The organism is Gordonia sp. J1A (assembly GCF_055393515.1).
Map to the genome: position 1 here is coordinate 1,483,053 of NZ_AP041607.1, position 23,498 is coordinate 1,506,550.

A 23,498-nucleotide genomic window follows, 5' to 3' on the forward strand; every position below is an offset into this window, starting at 1 on the left:
CGCCCGTGGACGCGCTCCGAGTCGGTCAGCTTCGGGCGCGGCGGACGCCCGCGGCCAGATCCGACACCACTGCGGCGACGGCGTCCTGGCCCTTCTCCACGGCCGCGACGATCGCCGAGCCGACGATCACGCCGTCGGCGTAGGCCCCGATCTCCGCTGCCTGATCGCCGTCGCGGACGCCGAGTCCGACACCGATCGGGATGTCGGAGTACTCGCGGACCCGCGCGCACAGTTCGGGCGCCGCATTGGAGACCGTGTCGCGTGCGCCGGTGACGCCCATGGTCGAGGCCGCGTAGACGAAGCCGCGGCAGTTGTCGAGCGTCATCGCCAGACGCTCGGGAGTGGACGACGGCGCCACCAGGTAGATCCGGTCGAGATCGTGTGCGTCCGACGCCGCGTGCCATTCGGCCCCCTCGTCGGGGATGAGGTTCGGCGTGATCAGTCCGACACCGCCCGCAGCGGCGAGATCGCGGGCGAAGGCGTCGACGCCGTACTTGAGGACCAGGTTCCAGTAAGTCATGACCACGGGCTGTGCGCCGGCCGAGGCGACGGCCTCGGCGGCGGCGAAGACGTCGCGGACACGGCAGCCGTTCTCCAGTGCCATCTGTGCCGCCTGCGCGACGGTCGGGCCGTCCATGACCGGGTCGGAGTACGGAATGCCGATCTCCACGATGTCGCATCCGGCCTCGACCATGGTCCGCAACGTCGTCAACGAGTCGGCCACGGTCGGGTAGCCGACCGGCGTGTAGCCGATCAGCGCCGGACGGTTGTCCGCCTTGCACGCCGCGAACGTGGCTCCCAGCCGGGAGTCGGGGGCAGGCTTGCTCATCGAGCGTTCTCCTTTGCGGCTGCGGCGAGGCGGGCGGCGTACTCGGTCTCCGACGGCGGCTTCTCGAAGAGATCGAACCAGCGGGCCGCTGTCTCCACGTCCTTGTCGCCGCGGCCCGAGAGGCTCACGATGATGACCGCGCCTTCACCGAGTTCCCGGCCGAGGCGGAGAGCACCGGCGACGGCGTGGGCAGACTCGATGGCCGGGATGATGCCCTCTTTGCGCGAGAGCAGTGCGAGCGCCTCCATGGCCTCATCGTCGTTGATCGGCCGGTACTCGGCCCGTCCGATCTGCTGCAGATGCGCGTGCTCCGGCCCGACGCCGGGGTAGTCGAGTCCCGCCGAGATGGAGTGGGACTCGATGGTCTGCCCGTCCTCGTCCTGCAGGAGGTACGAGTAGGCGCCCTGGAAGGCGCCGGGAGATCCGCCCGCGAAGGTCGCGGCGTGCCGTCCGGTCTCGACGCCGTCGCCGCCGGCCTCGAATCCGACCATGCGGACGCCCTCGTCGTCGATGAACGGATGGAACATGCCGATCGCGTTCGATCCACCGCCGACGCAGGCGGTGACCGCGTCGGGCAGGCGCCCGATCTTCTCAAGGATCTGCACCCGCGACTCCAGGCCGATGATCCGCTGGAGGTCGCGGACGATCATCGGGAACGGATGCGGGCCGGCGGCCGTGCCGAAGCAGTAGTACGTGGTGTCGGCATTGGTCACCCAGTCGCGCAACGCCTCGTTGATCGCGTCCTTCAGCGTCGCCGAACCGGTCTCGACGGCGACCACGGTGGCGCCGAGAAGACGCATGCGGGCGACGTTGAGTCCCTGCCGCTCGGTGTCGACGCGTCCCATGTAGACCAGGCATTCCAGGCCGAGCAGGGCGCAGGCCGTCGCTGTCGCCACTCCGTGCTGGCCGGCGCCGGTCTCGGCGATGACGCGGGTCTTGCCCATCTTCTTCGCCAGGAGCGCCTGGCCGAGGACGTTGTTGATCTTGTGCGAGCCGGTGTGGTTCAGATCCTCCCGCTTGAGGAACAGACGTGCGCCGCCCGCGTCCTCACGCAGCCGCTCGGCCTCGTACAGCGGTGACGGACGACCGGTGTAGTCGCGTTGCAGCCGGTCGAGTTCGTTGAGGAAGTCGGTGTCGACGCGCAGCTTCTCGTAGGTCGCGGTGACCTCCTCGATCACCGCCATCAGCGCCTCGGGGACGTGGCGTCCGCCGAAGTCGCCCCAGTGGCCTCGATCGTCGGGGCCGATCGGGTGGACGTCGGAGACGCCGTCGCTGGCCTTGGGGAACGCCGTGCCAGTCGACATGCGCTGGGCGGCTTCGGGATTGTCTGTCACGTCTTCAGTATCCTCATCGTTCGATCCCGGCGGCAACTGGATTTACCGCTCGCCCCGAGCCCCGCCGAGAACAGCGGGGACGGGGTCGTCAGTGCTGTTCGCCGGCCGTCAGCGCGACGGTTTGGGGCACGACGGGTGCGAGCCCGCCGTCACCAGGTCGGCCACCGCGAGCCGCGGATCGCCACTGGTCACGACGCCTTCGCCGACCAGGATCGCGTCAGCGCCGGCCCCTGCGTAAGCCAGCAGGTCCGCGGGCCCGCGCACGCCGGACTCGGCCACCTTGATGGTGCTCGACGGCAGCCCGGGGGCGATGCGCGCGAAGCAGTCGCGGTCCACTTCCAGAGTCTTCAGGTTGCGGGCGTTGACTCCGACGACCTTGGCCCCGGCCTCCAGCGCGCGGTCGGCCTCCTCCTCGGTGTGCACCTCGACGAGGGCCGTCATGCCCAGCGACTCCGTGCGGTCGAGAAGCGAGGCGAGGACCTGCTGCTCCAAGGCGGCGACGATCAGCAGGATGACGTCCGCTCCGTGTGCGCGCGCCTCGTGGATCTGATACGGCCCGACGATGAAGTCCTTGCGGAGGATCGGGATGTCGATCGCCGCACGCACCGCGTCGAGGTCGGCGAGCGACCCGCCGAAGCGGCGTTCCTCGGTGAGGACGCTGACGATGCGAGCGCCGCCGTCCTCGTACGCCTTCGCCAGATCGGCCGGGTCGGGGATGTTCGCGAGCCGGCCCTTGGAGGGACTCGACCGCTTCACTTCGGCGATGACCGCGATATCGGTCTGACTCAGCGCCGCCATCGCATCTCGCGGCGCCGGCGCCGCTGCCGCGGCCTTCTTGACTGCGGCGAGATCGAGGACCGATTCGCGCGCGGCGACGTCAGCCTTGACTCCCTCGATGATCGAATCGAGCACTGACTGGTTGCTCACGACTATCGGCCCCTTTCACTGCGTGCATCAAGAGTAAGCACCACCGCGGGAGACCGGGAGGCTGGGGTCGCTTCACCCGTGATCCACGTCGCGAACAGGCCCTCGACCCCCGGCCCTCAGCGGGTGGGACCGGCGTCGTCGGCGGAGTGATCCGCCGGGTCGTCGGTGGGATCGATCCCCTCGTCGAGCGAGTCCCACAGCAATCGCTCGTTGGGCGCGGGAGCGGCTGGTTCGCCCGCTGCCGCGGCCCGCTCGCGCTCGGTGAAGATCTGCCGTTCGAGTTCGTCGCGGCGGGCGGCGGGCGCCGAGTACTTCGACGACATCCCGCCCTGGTTGGCCGTTCGGGCCATCGCTACCGCGCCGAGCACCGCACAGATCGCCGAGGCGATCACCAGGTATCCGGGGGTGGACTCGGTGGGAATGCCGTCCACCACGGCTCGCGCCGGGACGTCGACCATCTGCACGATGTAGAGATTGTCCTCGCCCTCGGTGAGCAGGGAGATGGCCGGAATGACGGCGACGCCGCCGCCGATCGCCACCAGGATCGCGACGATGCGCAGGGCCCAGCCGCGCAACGCGAACTGCGCGATGACGGCGGCGGCCATCGCGATCGCCACCGGTGTGAGCCATGGACTCCAGTCCGAGCCGTGCACCGTGAACTCGCGGGCCGGTCCCAGATCCGGTGCCACGAGGATCGTGGCCCACTGCATCCGGGACGCAGCCCAGAGGCCGAGTGCGGCCAGCAGGATCAGCACCGAGGCGATCGCCTGCCACCGCCGGTTGACGGGCCGCGCAGCCGTGGCCGGCTCCTCGGGGGTCTGCTGCTCGGGGGTCTGCGGATTGCTCATGGGGTCTCCTCCCCCGCCACCGGGCGCATGGTGCCGGCGGCGGCTACTGCGGCGAGCACCGCCGACGCCTTGTTGCGCGCCTCGTTGAACTCGTACTCGGCGTCGCTGTCGGCGACGACTCCGCCGCCGGCCTGGACGTAGGCGGTGCGGCCGGACATCAGTGCCGTCCGGATCGCGATCGCGGTGTCGGCGTTGCCTGCGAAATCGAGATATCCGACGACGCCCCCGTACAGTCCGCGGCGGGTGATCTCGTTGGCCTCGATCAATTCCATCGCCCGGACCTTCGGCGCCCCGGTGAGGGTTCCCGCCGGGAAGCAGGCGGTCACCGCATCGAGCGCCTGCTTGTCGTCGCGAAGAGTTCCGGAGACCGTGGACACCAGGTGCATCACGTGGCTGTAGCGCTCCACTCGGCGGTAGTCCGTGACGCGGACGGTGCCCGGCTCGCATACCCGGCCCAGATCGTTGCGGCCCAGGTCGACCAGCATCAGATGCTCGGAGTTCTCCTTCTCGTCCTCGAGCAGGCCCTTCGCGAGCAACTGGTCCTCCGCCTCGGTGGCACCGCGCCAGCGCGTGCCCGCGATCGGGTGTGTGGTGGCCACCCGATCGGTGACGGTGACCAGTGCCTCGGGCGAGGATCCGACGATCGTGAACGGCTCCCGGTCGACGCCCGGCATCCGAAGCAGGTACATGTACGGGCTCGGATTCGACGCGCGCAGGACGCGGTACACGTCGAGCGGATCGGCGTCGGTGTCGATCTCGAAGCGCATCGACGGCACCACCTGGAACGCCTCACCCGCCTCGATCTGTCCGACCAGACCCTCGACGATCTCGCGGTAGTCGTCCAGCGTGCGCTGCGAGCGGTAGTCGGGCGCGGGCCTGTCGAAGGTCGAGACGGTGGAGGGAGCCGGGGCGGCCAGCGCCCGGGTCATCGCATCCAGCCGCGCGACGGCGTCGTGGTAGGCCTCTTCGGCGCGCTCGTCGCTGCCGTCCCAGTTCACGGCGTTCGCGATCAGGGTGATCGTGCCCTCGTGGTGGTCGAAGGCGGCGAGATCGGCCACCAGCAGCCAGAACATGTCGGGGAGCCGCAGGTCGTCGACCGTCTGTTCCGGAAGCCGCTCCAGGCGGCGCACGAAGTCGTAGGCCATGAAGCCGACGAAGCCGCCGGTCAGCGGCGGCATCCCGTCGAGCGGATCGGTCTGCAGCAGCCGCAACGACTCGTCGAGCGCCGCAACCGGATCGCCGCCCACCGGAGCTCCCGCGGGGACGTCGCCCCACCAGTGCGCCTGCCCGTCGGCGACGGTCAGGGCCGAACGGGTGCCCGCGCCGATGAACGACCAGCGCGACCACGAGGCGCCGTTCGGCGCGGATTCGAGCAGGAAGGTGCCTTCGCGGAGACCGCCGCCGGCCCCCGGCTCGGCTGCCAGCTTCCGGAACGCCGACAGCGGTGTCTCGGAGTCGGCGAGGACCTTGCGGGTCACCGGGACCACTCGGTGGTCGCGCGCCAGATCGAGGAAGGTGGCGAGCGGGGTCGTGCTCGCGGAGTTGTCTGCGGTGCTCATCGTGCCCGTCACCCCAGCGGCTCTCCGCCGACGCCCCAGTGCTGGCGCGGCACTTCGGTGATCGTCACCCACACCGAGTCGGGATTCTTGCCCGTCGCTTTGGCGTACGCCTCGGTGACCGCGGCGATCGTCTCGCGCTTCACGCGGTCGGAGAGACCCGGCGTCTGGGATATCTGAATCAGCGGCATCGCGTCACCGTTCCTGGTCGTCGGTTCGCGCGGGTTCGGCAGGCACCCCGAACTCCAGCGGCTCGGTGTCGAAACAACTGTGGTTGCCGGTATGGCAGGCCGCACCCGTCTGGTCGACGGTCAGCAGCAGGGTGTCGCCGTCGCAGTCGATCCGGATGTCGTGGACGTACTGGGTGTGCCCGCTGGTCTCGCCCTTGACCCAGTACTCCCCGCGGGACCGCGAGTAGTAGGTGGCCTTGCGGGTCGCGAGCGTCCGCTCCAGGGCTTCGTCGTCCATCCAGGCCATCATCAAGACGATGCCGGTGGACCGTTCCTGCGCGATCGCGGCGAACAGACCGTCGTCGTTTCGCTTCAACGTGGCTGCGAGCTCTGCGGGCAGCGCCATGATTCTCCCTCTTCTCGAACGTGTGCGGCCGGTGACGGTCTCAGCGCACCACGATGTGCTCGGCGCGCATCGCGTCCTTGACTTCGCCGATCGTCATGTCGCCGAAATGGAACACCGAAGCGGCCAGAACGGCGTCCGCGCCGGCTTCGACAGCCGGTGCGAAGTCGGCGACCTTGCCCGCACCGCCGCTGGCGATGATGGGGATGGTGACCGCGTCGCGCACGGCCCGGATCATCGCGATATCGAATCCGGCCTTGGTGCCGTCGGCGTCCATCGAGTTCAGCAGGATCTCACCGACGCCGAGTTCCTGCCCGCGGCGAGCCCATTCGACGGCGTCGATGCCGGTGCCCCGGCGACCGCCGTGAGTGGTGACCTCCCAACCAGACGGCGTCGCCTCGCCGCCCTCGGGCACCGTCCGCGCGTCCACCGACAGCACGATGCACTGAGAACCGAACCTCCGGCTCATCTCGCTCAGCACGTCGGGCCGTGCGATGGCGGCCGTGTTGACGCTCACCTTGTCGGCGCCCGCACGCAGCATGGTGTCGACGTCGTCGACGGTGCGGATGCCGCCGCCGACGGTCAGCGGGATGAAGATCGCGTCGGCGGTGCGCCGCACCACGTCGAGCATGGTGCCGCGGCCCGCACTGGACGCCGTGACGTCGAGGAAGGTCAACTCGTCAGCGCCCTCGGCGTCGTAGCGCTCCGCGAGTTCCACCGGGTCCCCGGCATCACGCAGATTCTCGAAATTGACGCCCTTCACCACTCGCCCGTCGTCGACGTCCAGACACGGGATGACGCGGACTGCCACGCTCACGGGTGAGTCTCCTTGCTGTTGGTTCGTTCTCGACTGCCGAGGTCCCGGTCGGCGAACTGATCCGGCATCGCCTCGCCGATCACCTCGAGCAATTGTCCATGAAGCAGGCGATTGCCCGCGACGAGTGACGTGGACTGGACGGTCCACGGGTCGCCCGCGAGGTCGGTCACGACGCCTCCCGCGGCGCGCATCAGCGCCGCGCCGGCCGCGTTGTCCCACGCCTTCGCGCTGAACGACACCGCGCCGCCGAACACGCCGGCCGCCGCATACGCGATGTCGGTGCCGGTGGAGCCGGTCATCCGCAGCCGGCCGGCACGGTAGCTGAGGCGGCGCTGCAACTCAGCGCGCGCGGCGCCCGGGACCTCGCCGCGCGCTCGCGCGTTGAACGACCCGAAGCCGATGACGGCCGATTCCAGCGGGCTGTCGGGCACGGGCTCGGCCGCCTCCCCGTCGATGATCAGCGGACCGCCGATATGACCGGCGAAGCGCTGGCCGACCAGCGGGAGTCGGGTGAGCCCGAGCACCGGCACACCGTCGACGGCGAGCGCCAGCAGCATCGCGGCGATCGGCATCCCCACCGAATAGTTGAAGGTCCCGTCGATCGGATCGAGAATCCACATCGCGCCGTCGTCGGGGGCCGGGCCGCCGAACTCCTCGCCGTGGACCTCGATGCCCGTCCGTCGCTCGAGCTTCTCGGCGATGCTGCGCTCCAGCGCGAGATCGACGTCGGTGGCGAAGTCGCCGCGGCCCTTCGCGTGCGTGCCCGGCGAGCCCAGCCCTTCGACGAACAGCCCGGTGACCTCGTCGAGCACCGACTCCCCGGCAGCCAGCAGCTGCGGGTAGTCGCGCGCGTCGACGGCATCGGTCACGGCCGGTTCACCGGCTCCCGGCACCCGCGACGGCGTCGAGCGCCTCGCGCAGTGTGAATCGGCCCGCGTACAGGGCCTTGCCGACGATGGCGCCCTCCACGCCCAGTGCGGTCAGCTCGGCGATCGCGAGCAGGTCGTCGATCTGCGAGATGCCGCCCGAGGCCACGACGGGCGAGTCGGTGGCGCGGGCCACCTGTTCCAGCAGTTCCAGATTGGGTCCGCTCAGCGTGCCGTCCTTGCTGACGTCGGTGACGACGTACCGCGCGCAACCGTCGTTGTTCAGGCGCTCCAGGGTCTCCCACAGGTCGCCGCCCTCGGTGACCCAGCCGCGGCCGCGCACCGTGTACGAGGAGCCGTTGCGCGTCACGTCGAGTCCCACGGCGATCTTGTCTCCGTACTCGGCGATCGCGCGTGCGCACCAGGCGGGGTTCTCGATGGCGGCGGTGCCGAGATTGACCCGCGTGCATCCGGTCGCCAGCGCGGCGGCGAGCGAGGCGTCGTCGCGGATGCCGCCGGACAGCTCCACCTTCACGTCCACTTCGGCGGCCACCTGGGCGAGCAGCTCACGGTTGTCGCCGCGGCCGAACGCCGCGTCGAGATCGACGAGATGCAGCCACTGGGCGCCGTCCCGCTGCCAGGCCAGCGCAGCGTCGCGCGGTGAGCCGTAGGAGGTCTCCGATCCGGCCTCGCCCTTGACCAGGCGAACCGCCTGACCGTCGACCACGTCGACGGCCGGGAGGAGTTCGAGGATGCCCATCAGTTCAGTTTCGCTTTCGGTGTGTACGGTGCTGGCCGCACGTTGTCGTGTCGCGGGGTCGACATGTTTGTGGGGGGTGCTGTGGAGGCGCCGTGTCGCGGGTGTCCGGGCGCGAGCGTCCACCGTCCGGTGCCGCCGGAGCCGGTCACTTCTCCTGTGTTCGCCTGCGTTCCAATTCCGCCCGGCGGGCATCGATCTCCCGCTGCACGCCGGCCAGCATCCGGCGCGAGACGAGGGCGATCGCGACCACCATCAGCACGATGGCGGCGAGGGCGACGCACAGCGCGGCGGTCGGGTACGGTCGCGCCAGCGACAGCACGATCGGCAGCATCACCGCGAGCACCAGCACGCCCGCACCGAGCGAATAGAACACCAGTCTCGCGAACGAGAACTGCTGTGCCGCTTCGCTTGTCTCTTTCACTTACGCGATCCCCCCGATCCAATTCCGCAGCAGCTCGGCGCCGACGTCACCGGACTTCTCGGGATGGAACTGCGTGGCCGAGAGCGGACCGTTCTCGACCGCGGACAGGAACCGTCCACCGTGCTCGGACCAGGTGAGTTTCGGCGTCTGAATCGGCGAACCCGCCGAATCCATCTCCCACGTCTGCGCGGCGTAGGAGTGAACGAAGTAGAAGCGTGCGTCGTCGTCGATGCCGTCGAAGAGCACCGAGTCGTCCGGTGCGTCGACGGTGTTCCAGCCCATGTGCGGAAGCACCTCCGCCGGCAGTCTGGTCACCGAACCCGGCCACTCGCCGCAGCCCTGCGTGTCGACGCCGAACTCGACGCCGTGACTGAACAGGATCTGCATCCCCACGCAGATTCCGAGCACCGGCCGCCCGCCCGCCAGCCGGCGTCCGATGATCCGATCGCCCCGGACCGCCTTCAACCCGGCCATGCAGGCTGCGAACGCACCGACGCCGGGCACCACCAGTCCGTCGGCACCGATCGCGGTCTCGAAGTCGGACGTGATCTCGACCTGCGCTCCGGCTCGCTCCAGCGCTCGCTGCGCCGAGCGCAGGTTGCCCGAACCGTAGTCGAGGAGCGCAACGCGCGGTGAACTCACAGGGCGCCCTTCGTCGACGGGATGCCCGAGGTCCGCGGATCCGGTTCGACGGCCTCGCGCAGTGCTCGCGCGACGGCCTTGAACTCGGCCTCGGTGATGTGGTGCTGGTCGCGGCCGTACAGCACGCGGACGTGCAGGGCGATGCGGGCGTTGAGCGCGATCGATTCGAACGCATGACGGTTGAGGACGGTCGCGTACGACACGACCGGCTTGTCGCCGCCGGAATAGCCGCCGATCACGGCGGTCAGCATGTGATCGGGTTCGCCGGTGTGCACGCAGTACGGTCGGCCCGAGACGTCCACGACGGCCTGGGCGAGCGTCTCATCCATCGGGATCCAGGCGTCGCCGAACCGGCGGATGCCCTTCTTGTCGCCGAGAGCCTGCCCGATGGCCTGTCCCAGCACGATGCAGGTGTCCTCCACCGTGTGATGCGCCTCGATCTCGATATCGCCCTTCGCGTGCACGGTGAGGTCGAAGCTGCCGTGCGCACCGAACGCGGTGAGCATGTGGTCGAAGAACGGCACCGAGGTGTCGATGTCGGTCCTGCCGGTGCCGTCGAGATTGATCTCGACGGTGATCGACGACTCGCGCGTGGTGCGCTCGACGCGGGCGATCCGGGGTTCGTGCTGCGCTGTTGTCACTGCTGCTACTGCTGCTTTCGGTCGGTATCGGCCAGTTCCGCGCTGACGGCCAGGAAGGCGTCGTTCTCGGCTGGTAGTCCAATGGTCGCACGCAGGTGCCCGGGGATGCCGACATCCCTGATCAGGACACCGCGGTCGAGGTAGCGCTGCCAGGTGGCGGGAGCGTCCGCGAACTCGCCGAAGAGGATGAAGTTCGCATCCGACGGCGTCACCGCGTATCCCATACCCGTGAGCGCGGCGGCCACGCGGTCGCGTTCGGCGGCGATCGCGGCGACCGCACCGAGCGTTTCCGACGAGTGCTGCAGGGCCGCCCGCGCGGCGGCCTGCGTCAGCACCGACAGGTGGTACGGCAAGCGCACCAGAAGCAGCGCCTCGATCATGGCCGGCGCCGCGGCCAGATAGCCGAGCCGGCCTCCCGCGAAGGCGAACGCCTTGCTCATGGTCCGCGACACGATCAGCTTGCTGCCGAACTCGTCGATCAGCGAGACCGCGCTCGGCTGCGACGAGAACTCGCCGTAGGCCTCGTCGACGATCACTATGCCGGGGGCCGCGTCGAGGAGACGCCGCAGATCGGCGATCGCGACGCTCCCGCCGGTCGGATTGTTCGGCGAGGTCACGAAGACGATGTCGGGCCGGTGCTCGGCGATCGCTGCGACGGCCTGCTCCACGTCCAGAGAGAAGTCGTCCGCGCGATGGGCGGGGACCCACTGCGTCTGCGTGCCGTCGGCGATGATCGGGTGCATCGAGTACGACGGCACGAAGCCCATCGCCGTGCGCCCGGGCCCACCGAAGGCCTGCAGGATCTGCTGGAGGATCTCGTTGGAGCCGTTGGCCGCCCACACGTTGTCGACCGACAGTTCCACGCCCGTGGCCGCGCTGAGGTACGCGGCGAGGTCCGAACGCAGACCCACCGCATCCCGATCCGGGTATCGGTGCAGATCCTCGGCCGCAGCCGCGACCGCCTTCGCGACGTCGTCGATCAGCGCACGGCTCGGCGGGTGCGGATTCTCGTTGGTGTTCAGCACCACCGGAACCTGAAGCTGCGGTGCTCCGTACGGCGACTTCCCGCGCAGCGAGTCGCGCAACGGGAGGTCGGCGAGACCGACGGACCGGCCCGGACCGGTCACCGTGCTCCCCCGAACCTGGCCTGGACCGCCTCGCCGTGCGCGGGAAGGTCTTCGGCGTTCGCCAGCGTCACGACGCGGTCGGCGATCTCCGCGAGCGCGTCGCGGTCGTAGTCGATCACATGCACTCCGCGCAGGAACGTCTGCACCGACAGGCCGGAGGCGTACTTGGCCGAGCCGGACGTCGGCAGAACGTGGTTGGAGCCCGCGCTGTAATCACCGAGGCTCACCGGCGAATAGGTACCGACGAAGATCGCGCCGGCGCTGGTCACTCTGTCGGCCACGGCCTGCGCGTCACGCGTCTGGATCTCCAGGTGCTCGGCCGCGTACGCGTCGACGACAGCCAGCCCGGCGTCGACGTCGTCCACCAGGACCACCCCGGACTGCGGACCGGCCAGCGCGGTCTTGACGCGCTCGGAGTGCTTCGTGGCCGTCGCCGCGAGTTCCACGGCCTCGTCGACCGCATCGGCGAGCGCCTCGCTGTCGGTGACGAGCACCGCCGCTGCGAGGACGTCGTGCTCGGCCTGGCTGATGAGATCGGAGGCGACGACCGCGGGATCGGCGGAGTCGTCGGCCAGAATCGCGATCTCGGTGGGACCGGCCTCGGAGTCGATGCCGACCACGCCGCGCACGAGGCGCTTGGCCGCGGTGACGTAGATGTTGCCGGGACCGGTGATGAGATCGACCGGGTCCAGGACGCGGCCGTCGGTGTCGTCACCGCCGTAGGCCAGAAGCGCGATGCCCTGCGCACCGCCGACGGCCCACACCTCGTCGACCCCGAGCAGGGCGCACGCGGCGAGGATGGTCGGGTGCGGCCATCCGCCGAAGTCGGCCTGGGCGGGAGACGCGACGACGAGTGAGCCGACACCCGCCTCCTGAGCCGGGACCACGTTCATGATCACGCTGGACGGATAGACGGCGTTGCCTCCGGGAACGTACAGACCCACGCGGCGCACCGGGATCCACTTCTCAGCGACGGATCCGCCGGGCACTACCTGGGTGACCGAGGTCTGGCGTCGCTGGTCTGCGTGCACCAGGCGAGCGCGACGGATCGACTCCTCCAGGGCATCGGCGACCGCGCCGTCGAGGTCGGCCCGCGCCTTGGCGATCACCTCCGCCGGGACGCGAACTGACGCCGGGCGGACCCTGTCGAACTTCTCGGTGTAGTCGAGGGCCGCGGTGGCACCATGCTCAGCGACCGCTTCGACGACAGGAGTGACCGTGGGCAGCACGGCGTTGACGTCGGTTCCGCCGCGCGGCAGCGCACGACGCAGTTGGCTCAGCGTCGGGGTGCTGCCTCGCAGGTCGGTTCGGGTGAGCATGTGTTCTCCACTCCGCTTTCGAGGACTTGAGGGCACTGTCCAGGATATGCGGTCGATGCAAACCGTTTGCGCACCGGCCTCGGAGCCGAAGGCGACTGAACACTCCGCATGCGATTCAGGCCCGTTCGGCGGTCGAACTTCTCGTCGGGCCCGGCCGCCGCGCGGGGTCGCGCTGCATCGGCACGTGCGGAATCCCGTCCTCGACGAACTCCGGTCCGTCGGGGACGTATCCCCACCGTGAATACAGGCCCGCGAGGTGGGCCTGAGCGTCGAGAACACTCGGGCGGTCGGCGATGTAGGCGACGGCCCGATCCAGGAGGGCCCGCATCAGCCCGGTGCCTCGGAGTTCGGGCCGCACGCAGGCCCGGCCGATCCGGTGCCGGGTCTCGCCGTCGGGAAGTCGGTCCAGCAGCACGCGCACAGTGGCGACCGGACTTCCGTCCGCGGGGTCCGCGCACCAGAGGTGGAGAGTGGTGGGCTCCACATCCCGGCCGTCCAACTCGTGGTAGGCGCAGTCCTGTTCGACGACGAAGACCTCCTCGCGCAGTCGCAGCAGACCGTAGAACGTGATCGGGTCCAGTTCGGAGGCGGTCGAGGCGTACACGGTCGGCGTCATTCCACCGATGATGCCCGAACGTACGGACATCTAGGCTCGACCCATGACGAAGACGGCCCCCGGTGACGACTCGGTGGATGCGTATCTCGCTGCTGTCACGGACCAGCGGCGGCGGGACGACGCCCGGCTCGTGGTCCGCCTGTTTCGGGAGGTGACCGGTACCGAGCCGGTGATGTGGGGGTCGATGGTCGGTTTCGGCCGCCACCGCTATCAGACCGCGGACGGACGGTCGCACGAGACTTTCGCGGTCGGTCTCGCGGCCCGGCGACAGGCGCTGACGATCTACGGCGTCACCTATGACGGATCGAATTCCGATCTGCTCGCACGATTGGGGCCGCACAGCACCGGCAAGGGCTGTCTGTACGTGAAGCGTGTCGACGCCGTCGATACCGAGGTATTGCGCGAGTTGGTCGCCCGCGGGTGGCACGCGAACCAGAGCGTGGACGCCGACGACTGTTCGACCCGATAGCGCTCGTCTACGGGCTGCCCCGACAGGTCTGCGGCTTCTCTCACTGTTCTTGTCGGAGGTCGGCCGTATGATTCGGACATAGAAACACACCAGAAGTGTTCTCAGACACTGTGCAGGTCGAAAGGGGGTGGGTTCGATGGACACGTCAGAAGTGCTGCTGCCGGACGACCCGGCCGCCCTCGCCCGCCTGTTGGAGGCTGCGGCGACCAAGTTCGCGTCCCTGCCACTGTCCGCGGTCCCCGAAGACACCCTGTTGCAGACGGTCGAGACGCTCGAGCGTACGCATCGTCGTCTCGACGGTGTCGACGCCGCGGTGTTGGTGGAGGTCTCCGACCGGGCCGTGTATCGCAAAGCCGGGTATTTGTCGGTGCATCAGTATTTGGCGCAGGGGTTGCGGCTCGGTGACGGTGCCGCCCGCCGCCGACGCGTCAGCGCCGCCGGGATCGGACGGTTCACCGACCTGCAAGGCCAAACCCGCCCGCCGGTACTGCCGGCGACCGCGGTCGCGGTGGGCGAGGGTGCGATCGGTGCCGACCACGTCCGCGAAATCGACGCCATCATGGACAAGATCCCCACCGCGGTCGACGCGCAGACCCGGGCACGCGCCGAGGTGCAGTTGGCGTGGGTCGCGCGTGAGTTGAGTCCGGCCGGTGTCCGCACCGCCGGCATCCGACTGCTCGCGCATCTGGATCCGGACGGGACCGTCACCGACGAACGCGACCGCAAACGCCTGCGCGGCTTCACGATCCTGCCCCAGGATCTGCGGCTGATGAGCAAAGTCCGCGGCTACCTCACCCCGGCCCTGCGCGCGGAAATGGAAGCCGCACTGCCGTCGTGGGCCGCGCCGGGAATGAACAACCCCGACGACCCCGACTCCCCGTCAGGGACCGTCGAATCGGCCGACCCGGCCGCTCTGGCGGCCGCGGTGGAGCGCGATACTCGCACGCCGGGGCAGCGCACCCACGACGGTCTGCATGCGCTGCTGCGCGCCTCCCGCACTGGTGTTGGGGGTGGTCGGCGGTCGGGTGATCTGGTCATCACCGTCACCGACCACGAGTTGGCCGAGCAGGCCGGGATCGCGTTGACCGCGACCGGGACCCGGCTGCCGGTGGCGGAGTTGATCGAAGTCGCCGCCACCTCAACCCCGCACCTGGCCGTCTTCTCCGCCCACACCGGACAAGCCCTCTACCTCGGACGAGGACGCCGGCTGGCGTCGCGGGCGCAGCGGTTGATGCTCTTCGCCCGCGACCGCGGCTGCACCGCCCCCGGCTGCGACGCCCCGTTCTCCCGGACGCAGGCCCATCATTTCCCGGACTGGGCCGACGGCGGACCCACCGACATCGACCACCTCGGCGCCGCATGCGGGCGCCACAACCGCTCCGTCGGCCCCCGCCCCGGCCAATGGCAGACCACGATCCTGATCGACGGACCCCACGCCGGCAGAGTCGCCTGGCGACCCACCCCCAACACCAGCCGCGGCGGGACAAGACCGCCCGGGTGGCGGATCAACCAGATCCACCACGCCGAACTGTTACCGGACCACCAACCCCAGCCACCGCCCGAACCCAGCGAATCTCGCATCGAGAACTACCTCGACACCCTCCTGGCCGCCTGACCGGACACACCGGCCGGGCACAGGAGTGCGCGAACACCGTCGTTCACATATCCAAGCCGAAGTCGAGGACCGTGACCGAGTGGGTCAATGCCCCGACGGCGAGGTAGTCCACACCGGTTCTCGCGTAGTCCATCGCCGAGTCCAATGCCAGTCCGCCTGATGATTCGAGCTTCGTCTCGGGCGACCGCGTGTCTCGGCGCTGCACCGCCATCTGCGTCTGCCACGGCTCGAAGTTGTCGAGCAGAACCAGCTGGGGCGCGAGCTCGAGGACCTCGTCGAGCTGCTCCAGCGAATCGACCTCCACCTCCACCGGGACATCCGGCGCCGCAGCGCGGACCGCTTCGAGCGCCTGCGCGACACCGCCCGCGGCGACCACGTGATTGTCTTTGATGAGCGCGGCATCACCGAGACCCATCCGATGGTTCACTCCGCCGCCCGCCCGGACCGCATACTTCTGCAGCGCGCGCATACCGGGCAGCGTCTTCCGCGAATCCCGGATCTGTGCACGCGTGCCGTCCACGGCGTCGACCCACGCAGCCGTCGCCGTGGCGATGCCGGACAGATGGCACAGCAGGTTGAGGGCGGTACGCTCCGCGGTCAGCAACGAGGTCGCCGGGGCACGCAGCGCGAGAGCGACCGACCCGGGTTCGACGCGCGAGCCATCGTCGAGTTGCTCGGTGACTACGTAGTTATCGCTCCCGATCACCTCGTCGAACACGGCCCGGACCACCGGCAGGCCGGCGAGCACGCCGGGCTGGCGGGAGACGATCTTCGCGTCCGCGACCGTCTCCGGTGGCACGGTCGCCAGCGTGGTGATGTCGGGACCGTATCGAAGATCCTCCAGGAGTGCCGTGCGGATCAGAGCGATGAGTTCCTCGTCGACGACGAGATCCAGATCGCCGGTTGCCTGTTGCTGACCGATGAAGGAGTTCACTCCGCCTATTCTCCGCTACCGGGATTGCCGATCGCGATCATCCTCTCCACCGAGCGCCGTGCACGGGCGGCCACATCCGGAGCGACGTGGACTTCGTCCTTGCCCTCGGTGAGGCATCGCAGCAGCGCCGCCGGGGTGATCATCTTCATGTACGGGCAGGCTGCACGATCGTTGACCGGCTGGAAGTCGATCTCCGGCGCCGCACGACGCAGCTGGTGCAGCATGCCGACCTCGGTCGCCACCAGCACCTGCTTGGCGTGAGTGGCTCGCGCGGCGTCGATCATGCCGCCGGTGGAGAGGATCTTGACGCGCTCCTGCGGCACGATGCCCTCGCCCGACAGATAGAGCGCCGACGTGGCGCACCCGCACTCGGGATGAATGAACAGGTCGGCGCCGGGGTGACTCTCGGTCTGTTCGGTGAGTTCATCGCCGTTGATGCCGGCGTGCACGTGGCACTCGCCCGCCCAGATGTGAATGTTGTCGCGCCCCGTCTCACGCTTCACGTGGGCACCGAGGAACTGGTCCGGCAGGAACAGCACGTCCTTGTCCGGATCGATCGACGCGACCACGTCCACCGCGTTCGACGAGGTGCAGCAGATGTCCGTCAGTCCCTTCACCTCAGCGGTGGTGTTGACGTACGAGACGACGACCGCGTCCGGGAACTCAGCCTTCCAAGCACGCAGGTCGTCCGCGGTGATCGAATCGGCGAGCGAGCAGCCCGCTCGCTCGTCCGGGATCAGTACCCGCTTCTCGGGACTCAGGATCTTGGCGGTCTCGGCCATGAAGTGCACACCGCAGAAGATGATCTCGTCCGCATCGGTCTCCGCGGCGATCCTCGACAGTGCGAGCGAATCGCCGACATGGTCGGCGATGTCCTGAATCTCGGGCAGCTGGTAATTGTGAGCCAGGATCGAGGCGTTGCGCGCCTTCGCCAGCCGCTTGATCTCCTCGGCCCACTCGGCCGTCGGCTCCACGCCGCCGTAGGCGGGCGGAATACCGTGGCGGGGGTCGGGCATGCCGAGTTCGGTCTCGGTCCGGGTGATCACGGTTCCAGTAGTCATGACGACTGCTCTCCCATCGCGTGGTCTCGAGCGCGGGCTGTGCGCCAGAGGTTTTCGACCATAGATCGAAAACACCTCGTCATCGTAACACCTGTGATCGACGACGCATTCCCGCCCGGTCGTGACAGCGTTCGGCGGCGACCGTCTCCTAATCTGGATCGCATGGCCGAAACCACCGTGCGCGTCGAGGTGCTCACCGCTGTCTTCCAGGTGCGCGAAACCGACGTCGACGTCCCGGCGCTGCATGTGCTGCTGCATCGGTGCGAGCAGGCCGGATGGGCGTTGCCCGGCGGACCGATCGTTGAGCGCGAGACGCTGGGGGCGGCCGCGCTGAGATGGCTCGGTGCCCGCGCCGGGCTCACTCGGGTGGCCCACCTCGAACAGCTGTCGGTGTTCTCCGACCCGGACCGCGTGCCCGAACAGCGAACCGTCGCATCGACTTTCCTGGCGCTGGTGCCGAGCGATATCCCCGCCGAGACCGTCGCCGATGCCGCATGGTTCGCCGTCGACGAGTTGCCGGAACTGGCCTACGACCACCGCGACGTCATCGACCTCGCACGGCATCGTCTGGCGGGCAAGCTCTCGTACACCAACATCGCGTTCGCTCTGGCGCCGAGCCAGTTCCCGATGTCCGAACTCTCCGAGATCTATGGAGCGGCGCTGGGCTACCCGGTCGACTCGACGAATCTGCTGCGGGTCCTCTCACGCCGCGGAGTGGTCGTGGCGACGGGAACCGTCGGCCACACCGGCCGGACGGGTGGCCGTCCGCCCGCGCTGTATGAGTTCGCGGACGCTCGGATCAGGGTGACCGACGAATTCGCCGCGCTGCGCCCACCCATGTGACGGACCGCACTTCCCCACGTCTCGCCTCAGCGTCCGCTCGGGTCTCCCGGTTGCGAGGGCGGCACGACCTCGCCGCCGTCGGATAATCCGACCGCACCGATCGGCAAGGGCTCACGCATCTCACCGAACTCGTCTGCAGGCAGGTCGCCCACGCCGAGATCGGCGTGCGCGCTCGAGAGGACGCATACGAGATAGACCAGCGCGCCGGCCGTCGGCGCACACAGCAGCAGCACCCAGGCCGGACCGACATCGCCGTCGAGCCAGAGGTTCACCGTCCCGGAGTAGGAACCCGGTACGGACCGCTCGATCTCGCCGTGCGACATCCGGCCGAAACGGTCGGCCAGGTTCAGCGCGAGCGCCGACGTGGCGATGGACATCAGCACCACGAACGCGAATCCGCCGATACCCCTCGACGTGCGCAGCCCGAACCAGGTGGCGAGTCCGATCAGCACACCCAGTCCGAGGCAGAGGAAGGAGAAGATCGCCACCCCGTCGAAGAGCTTCGCCGGGTCGGCCTCGGTCGCGAAACGCATCTGCCCGCCGTGCTCGACGACGACGTCGGGGGCGGGTGCCAACAGCACCCACAGTCCTCCGACCGCCACCGCCGCGGCGAACAGCGCGAGTACGACCGCGACCACCCGGCGCGCGTTCATCGCTGTCCCATCTCCGAGGAGTCGACCGTTCCGTGCCTGGAGCACCGTGCATCCCAACCGTCCGGCCGCACCTGCACCACCATCCGGCGGCCGCACTGGCCGCAGAAGCGCGGCGGCTCCAGGCCGAGTCGCGCCGCTGTGGGGACCTCGTCCGCGGCCTGCAGTTCGAGCTCGATACCGGTGTACACGCCGAAGCGCAGCGGCTGCTGCAGCGGACCGGGGATCACGCTCGTCATGGTCGACGCCTCCTGGAATCTGATGGCCGCGGCGGACGGGCCACGACCTTCGAGGCTACCGGCGCGAGTCACAGCGTGTCATTGAGGGCTTTGATGGGCATGCTCAGGTCGTCGAGCAGATCGAGATCGTCCTCCGCGGGCCGGCCGAGAGTGGTCAGGTAGTTACCCACGATGACGGCGTTGATGCCGCCGAGGATGCCCTGCTTGGCTCCGAGATCGCCGAGGGTGATCTCGCGGCCGCCCGCGAACCGCAGGATGGTGCGGGGCAGCGCGAGCCGGAACGCGGCCACCGACTTCAGCGCCTCCGAGGCCGGCAGTACCTCCAGGTCGCCGAAGGGCGTGCCCGGGCGCGGGTTCAGGAAGTTCAGCGGCACCTCGTCGGGCTCGAGCGCCGCGAGATCGGCGGCGAACTCCGCGCGCTGCTCGAGTGTCTCCCCCATGCCGAGGATGCCGCCGCAGCAGACCTCCATGCCCGCCTCACGCACCATCCTCAGGGTGCCCCAGCGCTCTTCCCACGTGTGCGTGGTGACGACCTTCGGGAAGTGGCTGCGCGCGGTCTCCAGATTGTGGTTGTAACGGTGGACACCCATCGCTGCGAGCTCGTCGACCTGCTCCTGCGTGAGCATGCCCAGGCTGCAGGCGATCTGGATGTCGACCTCGTTGCGGATGGCCTCGATGCCCGCGGCGACCTGAGTCATCAGTCGCTTGTCCGGTCCACGCACGGCGGCGACGATGCAGAACTCCGTCGCTCCGGTCTTGGCCGTCTGCTTGGCCGCCTCCACGAGCGACGGGATGTCGATCCAGGCGCTGCGGACCGGAGAGGCGAACAGTCCCGACTGACTGCAGAAGTGGCAGTCCTCCGGGCAGCCGCCGGTCTTGAGCGAGATGATGCCCTCCACTTCCACCTCGGGACCGCACCACCGCAGCCGCACATCGTGTGCGAGCTGCAACAGTTCGGTGAGGCGGTCGTCGTCGAGCTGCAGGACGCGCAGGACCTGGTCCTGACTCAGTCCCTCGCCGCGCTCCAGGACCTGCTCGCGCGCGACGGCGAGGATGTCGGCGGTGTCCGCGGCTGCCGGGGCTGAGGTGTCGGCGGTCGTGGTCATGGGGAGATCTCCTTCGTGAATGGGTGTGAAGTTCTAGGAACGTGCCGGTGACGCACCGGGTGAGGGCGTATCTCCCTCGGCCGGCGCTGTGCGGCACGTTCTCGGCGTCATGAACAGGTCGCGTCCACGCGGAACAGCGAGGCGTCGACCCACGTCGGTGCGGCGACGCGGAAGTCGTCGGCCGGCGACCGCCCGACCCCTGCGGGGACGGTCGCGACGATCGGCGCTCCCGTCAGCCGTGGAAGATCGGCGAGGTTGCACCGCATCGCGAGATCCGGTTCGTCCGGCCAGGAACCGATCACCAGACCGCGCAGTGTCACCCCGGCTGCGGCGATCGCCCGCGCGGTGAGTTCGGTGTGGTTGAGCGTTCCGAGCCCCGGGTCCGCGACCACCAGCATCTCCGCGCCGAGTCGCCGGGCGACGTCGAGCACGGTCAAGTCCGGCCCGAGCCGCACCAGCACGCCGCCCGCACCTTCCACCAGCACCAGATCGGTGACGGCGGCGAGTTCCTCGGTCGCCGAGGCGATCGCATCGAGTGTCACCGGCTCCATCCCGGCCCGCGCAGCGGCGGTCTCGGGGGCCAGCGGCTCGGGATACCGTGCCGGCTCGCGCACCGGGATCTCTCCGGCGAGGCGGCGCACCTCGTCGAGGTCGCCCGGTTCGCCGGGCGCGACCCCCGTCTGCGCGGCCTTGCACACGCCGACGCGGAGTCCGGCGGCCTGGGCGGCGGCCGCCAGCGCGGCGACCGCGACCGTCTTGCCGACATCCGTCGACGTGCCGGTGACGACCATGATCCGCGCGGTCATGCGGCCTCCACCACCCGGCGCAGCGCGCCGGTCACGACCGAGGCCACGTAGTCGAGGTCGGCGTCATCGAGGTCGGCGCGGACGGTCAGGCGCAACCGCGAAGTGCCCTCGGGCACCGACGGCGGTCGAAAGCATCCGACGAAGACGCCCTGCTCCCGGCACAGCGAGGCGGCGTCGACCGCGGCCACCGGGTCGCCCACGATCAGCGACACCACTGCGGCGTCGGGGATCTCGCCACCGCAGGCGGCGGCGAGGCGGCGCACTCCGGCGCGGAGCCGATCGGGCATCTGCGGATCGCCGCGCAGAATGCGCAGCGCCGCATGTGCCGCCCCGACGGCGGCCGGGTTGAGACCGGTGTCGAAGATGAAGGTCCGGGCATGGTCGATGAGATGCTCGCGGAGCAGATGCGTGCCGAGGACGATGCCGCCCTGTGCACCGAGCGACTTCGACCCGACCGTCGTGATCACCAGACCGGGAGCGCCGGACAGTCCCTGTTCGGCCGCCACTCCCCGCCCGCCGGGGCCGCGCACGCCGAGGGCGTGCGCCTCGTCGGCGAGCATGATCGCGCCGTGCCGAGTCGCCGCATCGTAGTACTCGCGGAGCGGAGCGATCCGGCCGTCGATGCTGTAGATCGAATCGGTCACGACCAGCGCGCGTTCCTCCGACCGTGCGGCCAGCACCCGCTCCACAGCGTCGGCGTCGCCGCGCGGAACCACTTCCACGCGCGCCCGCGACAGCCGGCATCCGTCGATCAGCGAGGCGTGCGCTCCGGTGTCGCTCACGATGAGATCGCCCCTGCCCACGAGCGCGGTGATCGCGCCGACATTGGCCAGATACCCGGACGAGAAGGCCAGGGCGGCTTCGAAACCCAGGAACTCAGCGAGGTCGTTCTCGAAGTCGATGTGCGCCTGCGTTGTCCCCGCGACCAGACGGGAGGCGGTGGAGCCCGCACCCCACCGGTCGAGTGCGGCGTGCGCCCCGGCGATCACGTCCGGATGGCTCGACAGCCCGAGGTAATCGTTGGACGCGAGGTTGATCTCGGTCGCTCCGGCCTGGCGCACCACGGGTTCCCGGTGCAGTCCCGCGTTCAGAGTCCGCGCGGCGATGTCCGCCAGCCACGGTGCGCTCATGATGCCAACTCCTCGTCCTCGTGTGCGACCGCCTCCACCGACGCCTTCGCCGCCGCGGTCATGCCTGCTGTCAGCGCGTCGATCTGTGCATCGGTGATGATGTACGGCGGCATGGCATAGATCAGGTTTCGGAACGGCCGCACCCACACTCCGCACGCGATCGCCGCGTCGGTGGCCGCAGCGACGTCGACCTCGCGATCGAGTTCGATCACCGCGATCGCCCCCAGTGTGCGTACGTCGGCGACGCCTGCCGCCTCGGTCAACGACGCCAGTCCCGCGCTGAGCCGGCGGCCTATCTCCGGAACCCGCGTCCGCCAGTCCGATTCGGCGAGCACCTCCAGGGACGCACAGGCGACCGCGCAAGCCAGCGGATTGGCCATGAAGGTGGGTCCGTGCGCCAGACCTCCCGCCTCGCCGCGGCTGATGGTCGCGGCGATCTCATCGGTGGTGAGGGTGGCAGCCAGCGTCAGGTAGCCGCCGGTCAGCGCCTTCCCCACGCACATGATGTCGGGGCTGACGCCCGCGGCGTCGACCGCGAAGAGTGTTCCGGTCCGGCCGAAGCCGGTGGCGATCTCGTCGCAGATCAGCAGGATGTCGTGGCGATCGCACAGTCGCCGCAGCCCCGCGATCAGCGAGGGCGAGTGGAACCGCATCCCGCCGGCACCTTGGACCACCGGTTCGACGATCACTGCGGCCAGTCGATCGCGATGCAGTTCGAGTTGCGCGTCGAACATGGTCAGGTAGGCCTCGTCGGCGGACGCACCCGCACGCGCGTCCGGGGGCGCGGGGACGAAGACCTGCTCGGCGATCACTCCGCGCCACATCGAGTGCATGCCGCCCTCGGGATCGCAGACGCTCATGGGCGCGAAGGTGTCGCCGTGGTAGCCGCCCCGCCAAGTCAGCAGGCGGTGCTTCTCGCTGCGCCCGCGACTGCGCCAGTACTGCACCGCCATCTTCACCGCGACCTCCACCGACACCGAACCGGAGTCGGCGAAGAAGACCTTCTGGAGCGGATCGGGAGTCAGGCCCACCAGCGTCTGCGCCAGTCTCGCCGCGGGCTCATGTGTGAGCCCGCCGAACATCACGTGCGACATACGACCGGCCTGTTCGGCGAGCGCCGCGTCGAGTCGCGGGTGACGGTAGCCGTGAACGGCCGACCACCACGAGCTCATCCCGTCGATCAGTTCGGTGCCGTCGGCGAGCCGGATGTGCACGCCCGCGCAGTCCCGCACCACCAGCGGCCGCGTACTGGACGGGAAGCCGCCGTACGGGTGCCAGACGTGCTTCGCATCGATCTGCGCGATGGTGGTCTGGTCCATACCGGCCTCCTGTTCGTTGCACATCCCACACGGATTCCTCGATTCCTGGA

At 69.4% G+C, this 23,498-nt stretch carries 27 protein-coding genes; 3 read left to right on the top strand and 24 right to left on the bottom strand.

Going from position 1 to position 23,498, the window contains the following annotated elements:
- Positions 1-25: 25 nt before the first annotated feature.
- The 16 genes from trpA to ACZ5QD_RS06975 all read right to left on the bottom strand — a co-directional run bounded on the left by trpA (position 26) and on the right by ACZ5QD_RS06975 (position 13,276).
- Positions 26-829 (bottom strand): tryptophan synthase subunit alpha, encoded by an 804-nt coding sequence (trpA, locus tag ACZ5QD_RS06900; protein ID WP_278123957.1) that lies wholly within the window; start codon positions 827-829, stop codon positions 26-28.
- Positions 826-2,133, bottom strand: a complete 1,308-nt coding sequence (trpB, locus tag ACZ5QD_RS06905; protein ID WP_260868701.1) for a tryptophan synthase subunit beta — start codon at positions 2,131-2,133, stop codon at positions 826-828. Before trpB ends, trpA begins: the two co-directional genes overlap by 4 nt.
- Positions 2,134-2,271: 138 nt before the next feature.
- On the bottom strand, positions 2,272-3,090 hold the full coding sequence (gene trpC / locus ACZ5QD_RS06910) for an indole-3-glycerol phosphate synthase TrpC (protein ID WP_006895389.1): 819 nt from the start codon (positions 3,088-3,090) through the stop codon (positions 2,272-2,274).
- 116 nt (positions 3,091-3,206) lie between these two features.
- Entirely contained in the window at positions 3,207-3,938 is a 732-nt protein-coding gene (locus tag ACZ5QD_RS06915; protein ID WP_006895387.1) for a TIGR02234 family membrane protein, read from the bottom strand.
- Positions 3,935-5,497, bottom strand: a complete 1,563-nt coding sequence (locus tag ACZ5QD_RS06920) for an anthranilate synthase component I (RefSeq protein ID WP_278123961.1) — start codon at positions 5,495-5,497, stop codon at positions 3,935-3,937. Before ACZ5QD_RS06920 ends, ACZ5QD_RS06915 begins: the two co-directional genes overlap by 4 nt.
- Before the next feature lie 8 nt (positions 5,498-5,505).
- The gene (locus ACZ5QD_RS06925; RefSeq protein WP_006895384.1) at positions 5,506-5,685 is read right to left on the bottom strand and encodes a tautomerase family protein; all 180 of its coding nucleotides are present in this window, start codon (positions 5,683-5,685) and stop codon (positions 5,506-5,508) included.
- 4 nt (positions 5,686-5,689) lie between these two features.
- On the bottom strand, positions 5,690-6,070 hold the full coding sequence (gene hisI, locus ACZ5QD_RS06930) for a phosphoribosyl-AMP cyclohydrolase (RefSeq protein ID WP_006895382.1): 381 nt from the start codon (positions 6,068-6,070) through the stop codon (positions 5,690-5,692).
- Between the two features lie 40 nt (positions 6,071-6,110).
- On the bottom strand, positions 6,111-6,884 hold the full coding sequence (hisF, locus tag ACZ5QD_RS06935) for an imidazole glycerol phosphate synthase subunit HisF (protein WP_045538819.1): 774 nt from the start codon (positions 6,882-6,884) through the stop codon (positions 6,111-6,113).
- Entirely contained in the window at positions 6,881-7,753 is an 873-nt protein-coding gene (locus tag ACZ5QD_RS06940) for an inositol monophosphatase family protein (protein ID WP_278123967.1), read from the bottom strand. The genes hisF and ACZ5QD_RS06940 overlap by 4 nt, the downstream gene beginning before the upstream one ends.
- Positions 7,754-7,760: 7 nt before the next feature.
- Positions 7,761-8,510: a bifunctional 1-(5-phosphoribosyl)-5-((5-phosphoribosylamino)methylideneamino)imidazole-4-carboxamide isomerase/phosphoribosylanthranilate isomerase PriA gene (priA, locus tag ACZ5QD_RS06945; protein WP_222111388.1), complete on the bottom strand. Its 750-nt coding sequence runs from the start codon at positions 8,508-8,510 to the stop codon at positions 7,761-7,763.
- Between the two features lie 145 nt (positions 8,511-8,655).
- Positions 8,656-8,931: a hypothetical protein gene (locus ACZ5QD_RS06950; RefSeq protein ID WP_006895378.1), complete on the bottom strand. Its 276-nt coding sequence runs from the start codon at positions 8,929-8,931 to the stop codon at positions 8,656-8,658.
- Entirely contained in the window at positions 8,932-9,573 is a 642-nt protein-coding gene (gene hisH / locus ACZ5QD_RS06955; RefSeq protein ID WP_006895377.1) for an imidazole glycerol phosphate synthase subunit HisH, read from the bottom strand.
- Positions 9,570-10,214, bottom strand: a complete 645-nt coding sequence (gene hisB, locus ACZ5QD_RS06960) for an imidazoleglycerol-phosphate dehydratase HisB (protein ID WP_045538827.1) — start codon at positions 10,212-10,214, stop codon at positions 9,570-9,572. The genes hisH and hisB overlap by 4 nt, the downstream gene beginning before the upstream one ends.
- Before the next feature lie 5 nt (positions 10,215-10,219).
- On the bottom strand, positions 10,220-11,341 hold the full coding sequence (locus tag ACZ5QD_RS06965; protein WP_006895375.1) for a histidinol-phosphate transaminase: 1,122 nt from the start codon (positions 11,339-11,341) through the stop codon (positions 10,220-10,222).
- Entirely contained in the window at positions 11,338-12,660 is a 1,323-nt protein-coding gene (hisD, locus tag ACZ5QD_RS06970; RefSeq protein WP_278123969.1) for a histidinol dehydrogenase, read from the bottom strand. The genes ACZ5QD_RS06965 and hisD overlap by 4 nt, the downstream gene beginning before the upstream one ends.
- 115 nt (positions 12,661-12,775) lie before the next feature.
- On the bottom strand, positions 12,776-13,276 hold the full coding sequence (locus tag ACZ5QD_RS06975) for a GNAT family N-acetyltransferase (protein WP_464367194.1): 501 nt from the start codon (positions 13,274-13,276) through the stop codon (positions 12,776-12,778).
- Between the two features lie 43 nt (positions 13,277-13,319).
- Here ACZ5QD_RS06975 and ACZ5QD_RS06980 point away from each other — a divergent pair, with 43 nt between their 5' ends.
- The gene (locus ACZ5QD_RS06980; protein ID WP_278123972.1) at positions 13,320-13,745 is read left to right on the top strand and encodes a DUF1801 domain-containing protein; all 426 of its coding nucleotides are present in this window, start codon (positions 13,320-13,322) and stop codon (positions 13,743-13,745) included.
- Between the two features lie 136 nt (positions 13,746-13,881).
- Positions 13,882-15,360, top strand: coding sequence for an HNH endonuclease signature motif containing protein (locus ACZ5QD_RS06985; protein WP_278123974.1), 1,479 nt, complete (start codon positions 13,882-13,884; stop codon positions 15,358-15,360).
- A gap of 43 nt (positions 15,361-15,403) precedes the next feature.
- Here ACZ5QD_RS06985 and nadC read toward each other — a convergent pair whose 3' ends face one another.
- Both nadC and nadA read right to left on the bottom strand, forming a co-directional pair.
- Complete coding sequence (gene nadC, locus ACZ5QD_RS06990; RefSeq protein ID WP_006895371.1) at positions 15,404-16,294, bottom strand: carboxylating nicotinate-nucleotide diphosphorylase; 891 nt, start codon at positions 16,292-16,294, stop codon at positions 15,404-15,406.
- A 5-nt stretch (positions 16,295-16,299) separates the two neighbouring features.
- Entirely contained in the window at positions 16,300-17,310 is a 1,011-nt protein-coding gene (gene nadA / locus ACZ5QD_RS06995) for a quinolinate synthase NadA (protein WP_278127439.1), read from the bottom strand.
- A gap of 207 nt (positions 17,311-17,517) precedes the next feature.
- Here nadA and ACZ5QD_RS07000 point away from each other — a divergent pair, with 207 nt between their 5' ends.
- Positions 17,518-18,198 (top strand): NUDIX hydrolase, encoded by a 681-nt coding sequence (locus ACZ5QD_RS07000; protein WP_045540271.1) that lies wholly within the window; start codon positions 17,518-17,520, stop codon positions 18,196-18,198.
- A 26-nt stretch (positions 18,199-18,224) separates the two neighbouring features.
- Here the strand turns inward: ACZ5QD_RS07000 and ACZ5QD_RS07005 are convergent, their stop codons facing one another.
- The 6 genes from ACZ5QD_RS07005 to ACZ5QD_RS07030 form a co-directional block, all read right to left on the bottom strand.
- Entirely contained in the window at positions 18,225-18,851 is a 627-nt protein-coding gene (locus ACZ5QD_RS07005; protein WP_045540273.1) for a DUF2567 domain-containing protein, read from the bottom strand.
- Positions 18,848-19,087, bottom strand: a complete 240-nt coding sequence (gene bsaP / locus ACZ5QD_RS07010; protein ID WP_045540275.1) for a biotin synthase auxiliary protein BsaP — start codon at positions 19,085-19,087, stop codon at positions 18,848-18,850. Before bsaP ends, ACZ5QD_RS07005 begins: the two co-directional genes overlap by 4 nt.
- 68 nt (positions 19,088-19,155) lie before the next feature.
- Positions 19,156-20,193, bottom strand: coding sequence for a biotin synthase BioB (bioB, locus tag ACZ5QD_RS07015; protein WP_045540277.1), 1,038 nt, complete (start codon positions 20,191-20,193; stop codon positions 19,156-19,158).
- 107 nt (positions 20,194-20,300) lie between these two features.
- Complete coding sequence (bioD, locus tag ACZ5QD_RS07020; protein ID WP_222111699.1) at positions 20,301-20,999, bottom strand: dethiobiotin synthase; 699 nt, start codon at positions 20,997-20,999, stop codon at positions 20,301-20,303.
- Positions 20,996-22,129 (bottom strand): 8-amino-7-oxononanoate synthase, encoded by a 1,134-nt coding sequence (locus ACZ5QD_RS07025; protein WP_278123979.1) that lies wholly within the window; start codon positions 22,127-22,129, stop codon positions 20,996-20,998. The genes bioD and ACZ5QD_RS07025 overlap by 4 nt, the downstream gene beginning before the upstream one ends.
- Positions 22,126-23,448: an adenosylmethionine--8-amino-7-oxononanoate transaminase gene (locus tag ACZ5QD_RS07030; RefSeq protein WP_278123981.1), complete on the bottom strand. Its 1,323-nt coding sequence runs from the start codon at positions 23,446-23,448 to the stop codon at positions 22,126-22,128. Before ACZ5QD_RS07030 ends, ACZ5QD_RS07025 begins: the two co-directional genes overlap by 4 nt.
- Positions 23,449-23,498 lie beyond the last annotated feature (50 nt).